Annotated in this window: 6 protein-coding genes and 1 CRISPR repeat array; of the genes, 4 read left to right on the top strand and 2 right to left on the bottom strand. The window is 48.5% G+C overall.

Features of this window, described 5'->3' with window-relative positions:
• Nucleotides 1–228 precede the first annotated feature (228 nt).
• Complete coding sequence (locus J4G02_18695) at nucleotides 229–774, bottom strand: hypothetical protein (GenBank protein MCE2396565.1); 546 nt, start codon at nucleotides 772–774, stop codon at nucleotides 229–231.
• A 174-nt stretch (nucleotides 775–948) separates the two neighbouring features.
• Between J4G02_18695 and J4G02_18690 the strand changes: the two genes are divergently transcribed.
• A complete protein-coding gene (locus J4G02_18690) occupies nucleotides 949–1,263 on the top strand; it encodes an SUMF1/EgtB/PvdO family nonheme iron enzyme (GenBank protein MCE2396564.1) in 315 nt (104 codons plus the stop codon).
• A gap of 28 nt (nucleotides 1,264–1,291) precedes the next feature.
• On the opposite strand, the gene J4G02_18685 is transcribed toward J4G02_18690, so the two are convergent.
• Nucleotides 1,292–2,059 (bottom strand): hypothetical protein, encoded by a 768-nt coding sequence (locus tag J4G02_18685; GenBank protein ID MCE2396563.1) that lies wholly within the window; start codon nucleotides 2,057–2,059, stop codon nucleotides 1,292–1,294.
• A 432-nt stretch (nucleotides 2,060–2,491) separates the two neighbouring features.
• Here J4G02_18685 and J4G02_18680 point away from each other — a divergent pair, with 432 nt between their 5' ends.
• From J4G02_18680 to J4G02_18670, 3 genes are read left to right on the top strand one after another with little or no spacing between them, the layout of a single operon-like run.
• Entirely contained in the window at nucleotides 2,492–4,429 is a 1,938-nt protein-coding gene (locus J4G02_18680) for a hypothetical protein (protein ID MCE2396562.1), read from the top strand.
• A gap of 36 nt (nucleotides 4,430–4,465) precedes the next feature.
• Complete coding sequence (locus J4G02_18675) at nucleotides 4,466–5,791, top strand: C69 family dipeptidase (protein ID MCE2396561.1); 1,326 nt, start codon at nucleotides 4,466–4,468, stop codon at nucleotides 5,789–5,791.
• Nucleotides 5,792–5,821: 30 nt separating this feature from the next.
• On the top strand, nucleotides 5,822–6,565 hold the full coding sequence (locus J4G02_18670) for a phytanoyl-CoA dioxygenase family protein (GenBank protein MCE2396560.1): 744 nt from the start codon (nucleotides 5,822–5,824) through the stop codon (nucleotides 6,563–6,565).
• 113 nt (nucleotides 6,566–6,678) lie between these two features.
• Nucleotides 6,679–7,164: direct repeats of the CRISPR family, unit length 37 nt; unit sequence GTTTCAATCTCAGAATTGAGAGTCTTGTTATTGAGAG.
• Nucleotides 7,165–7,166: the final 2 nt, after the last annotated feature.

The raw sequence follows: 7,166 nt of genomic DNA, 5'->3' as shown, positions 1-7,166 counted from the left end.
CCGGGGCCACCGCCAGTTGCTATATCACGCTCAAACGTGAGCTGCCCTGTATCTGGATTTAGGGTAAAGGTCGAAATTTTGCTCTCGCCTGCAATCGGAATATAAACGTAGTATGCCATCTCTATTTTTCCTTCTCTGAAAACAGTTGTGATTCAAAACTCGGATGAAATGATGGAGTAAATTATCGTTAGCCCGCCCTTTCCCAATCGGAAATTAATGTTCCCTCAGTTAGTGGGAGTGGTGTTCCTTCAAGCTATACGCTTTTCGGACCAGCTCTGGGTCCTTGGCAAACCGCTTTGTTGCATCAATCAGATGATCAATGTGTGTGTGCATGTCCTTCTCGATTTGGGAAATACGGTCCAGTAAGTAGGTTTCTTCGCTCTGATAAATCGCCTTTCTGATAATTGAAAGGAGATACATATAGACCGTGTCCGCTTCGCTTCCTTCTATCTCAATGGCAATCTCAAATCCCTCTTGGAGCGTAACCTGTTCTGAAACAACTTGTCCCTCATATTTGTCTAGGGCTTGTGTAATCTGCTGGATAGATACAGGCGGCATTTCTGTGGCTGGTGTGTCCAATCCAAAACTTCGGGCGCACAGGGACCTTCCAAAATCGACAAGGATATAGTGTTGCCATTCCTCCGTGCTCATCTGCTCCCAAAACCGAGCTACCCGCTCATCAACATTCCCCAGCAGAAGGGACAACGTTGCGTATAGTTTTGCATGTCTTATTTCTATGTCTTGACATAAATTGAATACTTCTGCTAAAGTCACGGGAGATTTATCCTTTCTCATTAATTTGACGGAATCTACTAAACATAAGTATAGCAGCATGTTGACGGTGAAGCAAATAAAAATACAATGGGGGACCCTATGTTCAGTTGATGTTGTCATATCCTGAGCACCGTTGAATCTTACAGATTGGGTCTTTAGCCCGTAAAGTTCAAGATTTATCCTTGGGGTATAAGTTTCGCTTTAGCGGACTTTGGTCAAAAGCACAGCGTGCCGCTGCCGGTAGGGAGTTTTCCACCGAATGGATTCGGCTTATACGATTGCGCAGGCAGCGTGTGGGAGTGGTGCCACGATTGGTACGAACCCGATTATTACGCGGTTAGTCCAATCCGAAATCCGACCGGTGTTGAAACAGGTGGTGCGCGTGTGCTACGTGGTGGCGCTTGGAACAACAAACGCATCCAAATCCGCGTTGCGAATCGGAGTTGGCAACGTCCTAAACCGAATCCACCCAATTCTGGATTCCGTTGAGTGCGGAATTAATCTGAACCGTAGGTTCTTACCTCAGTGCCGGCAAATTATCCCAGTTGCACTCAAGGCAGAAGCAGCTCTCCCCACCGATTCGCTGGACCTCCCCACCACATTCCGGACATTCTGTTATCGTGGCGGATGATTCTCCCTGATCGCGTTGCTGATGAGGGGCTTTGGCTTCGGTCTCTGCGCTGACGTTATTCCGGATGGTATCAATGACCTCTTGAGGGCGGAGTGCTAACGGCGGAGGCGTACTGCCGGCGAGATCAATAAAATCGCTATGATAGACGTTGATTTCGTTGGCTGCATTGACCTGACGAAGAAAGATTGTATACTTGTTTGGCGCGATTAGGTAAGCCTCGGTGTCTAACAGTTGAATCCCTGCACCTACAATGAGATCATATCCACTGAAGTTAATAAGGCGTCGGCTGTAGCGACTGCCCCTGTTATAAATCTCAAACAGTTCGCGTACCCGTCCGGAAGATAAGAGGAGACAATATTGACGATGTAGATAGCGGTCTAGGCGGACTGTTGGTAAAAAGCCTTCGGGTTCAGCGGCACCTCTCAAAAACCTTATAAATATCTTGTAGGCATCGTTGGGGACTTCATTGAGAATTTGCTGTGTGAGGTTGCGGCGTGTGCTATCTCTGAGCGCGTGCAGGCGCTGAATTTCCCATGAACGGAGCAAAAATCCAACCTCAACATCGAGTTCCTCATGCTGCTCCGGTGATGTAATGCGACAGAGATGCATTGTTGCCTGATCTGTTGTTTTGATGGTAAATGGGAGCATATTCATCGGATCAATCACTTCCATATGGAAACAATGTCTGATAGCAACCTAAATTAGTTTACCATAGGGGTGGGAGCGTGTCCAGCAAAAAGGCTTGCGCTTTAGGGTCATTTAATTCTCCCGTAGCTCAATCTCCTGGTTGAGGTTACGGCGGGGCAAGTCGCTTTGGATCCCGATTTATCGGGGATGCCCCGCCTACGGTTCGAGTCGTTTCAAAATCGGTCAAAAAACGGAAGACCAAATAGCCCTATTTGCGTTTGGATATTACCGATTTGTTTATGCGAATCCTACTAGCTAATCTTGGATAATTAGTCCTCTCAAGGAAAATAGGTTTTTGAGTTGTCAATAGACTGGAAATCGGGTATACTTACTTCCCAATGATGCAACTTTAATCGCCGCCTCCAGAGAGTAACACAATTCGATTCGACAGAAGCCTTTATGACGACGCCTGCCTTACCTTCTAGACAACCGCCCGAAAAAATTACTTGGCGAACAGTAGTCCTTTCGCTGCTCTTCCTACCGTTTATCTATGTTTGGCACATCGAGTGTGAAGCGCTGCGATACACTTTCCCGACGCTGATGGCTCCCTTTTACAGCGTCGTTTTTACCGTCCTGATTTTAGTTATAATCAATGTTCCCCTAAAAAAGTTCGCAGCCAAGTACGCCTTTACGGGTGGCGAATTGATTTCCCTCTACGTCTTGATGTCGATGACGCTCTTGTTTATGTCGTACGACATGTTCCTGCCGCTGGTCTCAATCATTGTTCACGCCTTCTATTTCGCGACGCCGGAGAATGAATGGCGCGACCTATTCTGGAAATATCTACCGGAGTGGTTGACCATTAACGACCCGGACATTCTCATCGCGTTTTATCGTGGGGACTCGGATTTTCTGCAGTGGCACTATCTTCGCCGGTGGATCGAGCCCACCCTCTGGTGGTGTGCCTTCAGTTTTGCCTTACTTTTCGTGATGCAGTGTATCAATACAATCATCCGTAAGCAGTGGGCGGAGCAGGAACGGCTCGTTTACCCGATTGTCGAATTGCCTTACCAGATCTCTTACAACGGCAGAACCTTTTTCCGCAGTGTCCCAATGTGGTGGGGATTTTCGATTGCGGCGTTTATCAGTATCCTTAATGGGATGCACCTCTTTTTTCCTGTTCTCCCTGAGATTCCGGTGAAACATTTTTCTTTAAACATGTTCTTCACGGAAAAACCGTGGACTGCCTTTTTGACGGGTGGAAGTGCGATTCTGGTCTATCCGTTTGCGGTTGGACTGAGCTTCCTAATGCCGCTTGACCTACTGATGTCGTGCATCCTCTTTTTCTTCTTATACAAGATGCAAGCGTTTATTGGGATTATATCCGGCCTGGACAGTCTGCCCGGTTTTCCTTTCCCTTATGAGCAAAACATTGGGGCGTATACAGGGGTTTCAGTGATTGTGCTGTGGGGGACACGACGACAGATAGGACGAGCGTTTCTGCAAGCCGTTGGACGGAGACCGCGTGAAGATGAGGGCGAACCGATGCGGTATCGGACGGCGTTTTTAGGTCTGTTATTGGGTGGGATATTCCTCATCTGGTTTGCGATGCGAGGCGGAATGGCACTCTGGATTGCTGTCCTGTTTTTCGTGGCACATTTTCTGACGATTGCCATTGCCGTCACGCGCATCCGTGCCCAGATTGGTCTTTCCATCCATAATACAACCTTCATCGGACCGCACCATAGCCTAGTCAGCCTGTTTGGTACGCGAAGGATTGGCGGGCAAAATCTCACTTGGTTTTCCCTGTTTTTCTGGTTCAATCGCGACAATCGCAGTCACCCGATGCCGCACCAACTTGAGGCGTTCAAACTTGCGGAGCGGGGAAACCTTGATGTCAAAGGATTGTCCCGCCTGATGCTGACGCTTATCATTATTGCGATGCCGCTGTGTATTCTGATGTTGGTGAATGTCTTTTTTGATCTCGGTGTGGATACCGGCAAAGTAGGCGGGCAGATCAACAGTTTTGGGGGACGCTCGTATCGCTTTCTACACGGTTGGCTCACGGCCCCGCGAGATGCAGACACCGCACACATCATTGCTATAACCATCGGGTTCCTGTTTACTATTCTGCTAGCGGTGGTACGTGGTCATCTTTTTTGGTGGCCCATCCATCCCCTCGGTTACGGTGTTTCCTTCCACATGTACACCTTCTGGGCCGCGTTTGTCGTCGCCGCTATTGCGAAATGGGTGGTGCTGAAATATGGGGGTATCCGCTTGTATCGGAGAGCGACTCCGTTTTTCTTGGGACTGATATTGGGAGATTTTGTGGTTGGAAGTTTTTGGAATATCTTAAGCATTATGATTAACCGACCGACATATACATTTTATTATTAATCCAAATTGCCACCTTTAACATGAAAGGGAATTGCAATGCCTAAAAGTTGTGACACGATGGTTGCTCTACCGAGTGCAACTAAGGACAATCAAATAATCTTTGCTAAAAATAGTGACCGCCCGGCGACCGAATGTCAACCACTTGTGCAACGCGCAAGAGAAACCCATCCCGCTGGTGCAAGCACAAAATGCCAATTTGTCGAACTTCCCGGAGTGACTACAACCTATCGTCATATCGGTTCGCGCCCGTATTGGTGTTGGGGCTACGAACATGGGTTTAACGAACATCAGGTCGTAATCGGAAACGAGGGGTTAGCCTCCAAATATGAGTTTGATTCCCCGAAGTTGATTGGTATGGAGTTGATACGGCTCGGTTTGGAACGCGCGAAAACCGCCGCCGAAGCAGTTATCGTCATGACGGAGTTGATTACGAAGTTTGGTCAGGGGAAATTCAGCAACGATCAAGGGGTTCGCACCTACGACAACGGTTACATCATCGCCGATCCGAGAGAAGCGTATATCCTCCAGACTGCGGGTCACGAGTGGGCGGTTAAGCAGGTTCAAGGAGCGGTAGGAATTAGCAACGTCTATTCCCTTGAGGAGGACTGGGATCGCCTATCTCCCAACGGTGTGCACGAAGCAATTGCGCAAGGTTGGTGGACGGATACTTCGGCGCGGCTTAATTTTTCGGACGCCTACAGTCGTGAGGCAGATCGCTCGATCGGAAGTGGTGCCATGCGTCGCGGACGTTCCTGTGCGGTACTTAGTAAATACACCGGGAACGTTGAGGTACAAACCATGATGGCGTTGTTGAGTGACCACTCCGATGGGAGCAACCCCGATGAACCGTTTCAAGGGGAAATTACGGGCGGGACCTCCATCTGCGTTCATCACGATGATAAGGGAGAGGGTGGAAATACCGCTGCAAGTCTAGTCGCACATCTCTGCAATGATGGTTCGCGGTTGCCTATCTACTGGTGTAGCTTCTATTCACCCTGTTTAGCGGTTTTTCTGCCGATGTTTATTGAAGGGAGATTGCCAGAGGTCTTAGCGATCGGTGGTGAGACCCCTTCGGGTGATAGTCCGTGGTGGCTCTTTCGCCAATTGAGTCTCAAACTGCGTTTGGAGGAGCCGGAACTGATTCCAACTGTCCAAGCAAAATGGCAAAAGTTCCAAACCCAACTGTTCACAACCGCTTATGAAATAGCGAAAGAGGGTAAATTCCTCATTGAACGGGGATGCGAAAGGACCGCCAATCAACTCGTGACGCGATATATGGCGGAGAATGTGGAGATGATGTTGGAAACGGTTCGGGGGATGTTGTCAGATGTTGAGCAATCCGTTGAAATGGCTGCGGATTGAAACGCCCCGCCGCTGAAAGGAAAGTGAGCTGTGGTAGATCGTTCAATTATTCCACAACAGTTGAATCCTGAACTCAGTCCTGAGTTGGCGCAGGAGGTTGATTTTTTCCTGAAGTGGGGTTATCTCGTCGTAGAGGAGGCTATAAGCCAAGAACAGGTGGAGGCACTGCGCGAGGCGTTGGATGAGACCTTTGAGAGGAAGGGCGAGCAGTTTACCCACCAGCTCTTAGAAGAGGATGACCGCTTTACATTTCTTTTGGATAACCCCCCGGTGCTTACCCGTATGAAAGCCATCCTTGGCAACTGTGTTCAGCTCCATAGTGCGACCGCTCGTGTGACGCAGCCGGGTGAGCCGGATCAGAATTGGCACCGTGATGGACCTTGGCCCATGGCACCAGAAAACACACCTTACGGCAGTATCCCCGGTCAGATTAACTGTGGCTATTTTCTCGACGAATTGACGATAGAGAATGGACCTATTGCGATTGTGCCCGGCAGCCAGCGGGTTCCTTTCCGTCCGCCTGAAGGGCATCCACATTTCCCCGACGAGAAATTTGTCCTCGCCACACCGGGTCAGGCGGTTATGTTTGACGGATGGATTTATCATCGTGGTGTCGCCAACAACTCTGATCAGCGGCGACGGGTTTGCCTGATGTGCTACCAGAATTCGTGGATGAAATCCCGCGAGCCTTTCGATGGTCCCCGCGTCACAAAGCTGATTGAAAATGGCACACCGGAGCAGCAGCTTCTCCTTGGCGGGATACCGCGTTGGTAAGGCTCACACATCGTAGAATTTCTGACCTGCCATTCTACCTCCCTGACCTTTACAATTTCAAAATATAGATATTTATTACGCTTAAACTGTAGGGGCAAGCCTTGTGCTTGCCCTTTTTTTATTGTTCTTTGAGAGTCTTGTTATTGAGAGTCGATGACATCATGCAGGACAAGGAGATTAAGACGCTAGTTTCAATCTCAGAATTGAGAGTCTTGTTATTGAGAGATAAGGCGTATCACGGATTTTCTGAAGCATTGATATGTTTCAATCTCAGAATTGAGAGTCTTGTTATTGAGAGCGCACTATTTCACGCAGGGCTGTGCACCAGCTCCATGTTTCAATCTCAGAATTGAGAGTCTTGTTATTGAGAGATCAAATCGTTGAGTAATTGCAATAGGGCTACGTTCGTGGTTTCAATCTCAGAATTGAGAGTCTTGTTATTGAGAGCTGGATCTTATCACGGGCACAATAGATGAGGTCTATCGCAGTTTCAATCTCAGAATTGAGAGTCTTGTTATTGAGAGCCATGCTTCACCATCGCATACCACCGCAAATTAGCGTCGTTTCAATCTCAGAATTGAGAGTCTTGTTATTGAGAGAA

The organism is Candidatus Poribacteria bacterium (assembly GCA_021295755.1).
Lineage (GTDB): Bacteria > Poribacteria > WGA-4E > WGA-4E > PCPOR2b > PCPOR2b.
The sequence above is the reverse complement of the archived record's forward strand: the minus strand, read 5'-3'. Positions and strand labels throughout refer to the sequence as shown.

What these genes read in the sequence shown, in the direction of transcription:
- J4G02_18685 (MCE2396563.1), bottom strand. Translation starts at nt 2,059, where the DNA reads ATGAATATGCTCCCATTTACCATCAAAACAACAGATCAGGCAACAATG.
- J4G02_18680 (MCE2396562.1), top strand. Translation starts at nt 2,492, where the DNA reads ATGACGACGCCTGCCTTACCTTCTAGACAACCGCCCGAAAAAATTACT.
- J4G02_18675 (MCE2396561.1), top strand. Translation starts at nt 4,466, where the DNA reads ATGCCTAAAAGTTGTGACACGATGGTTGCTCTACCGAGTGCAACTAAG.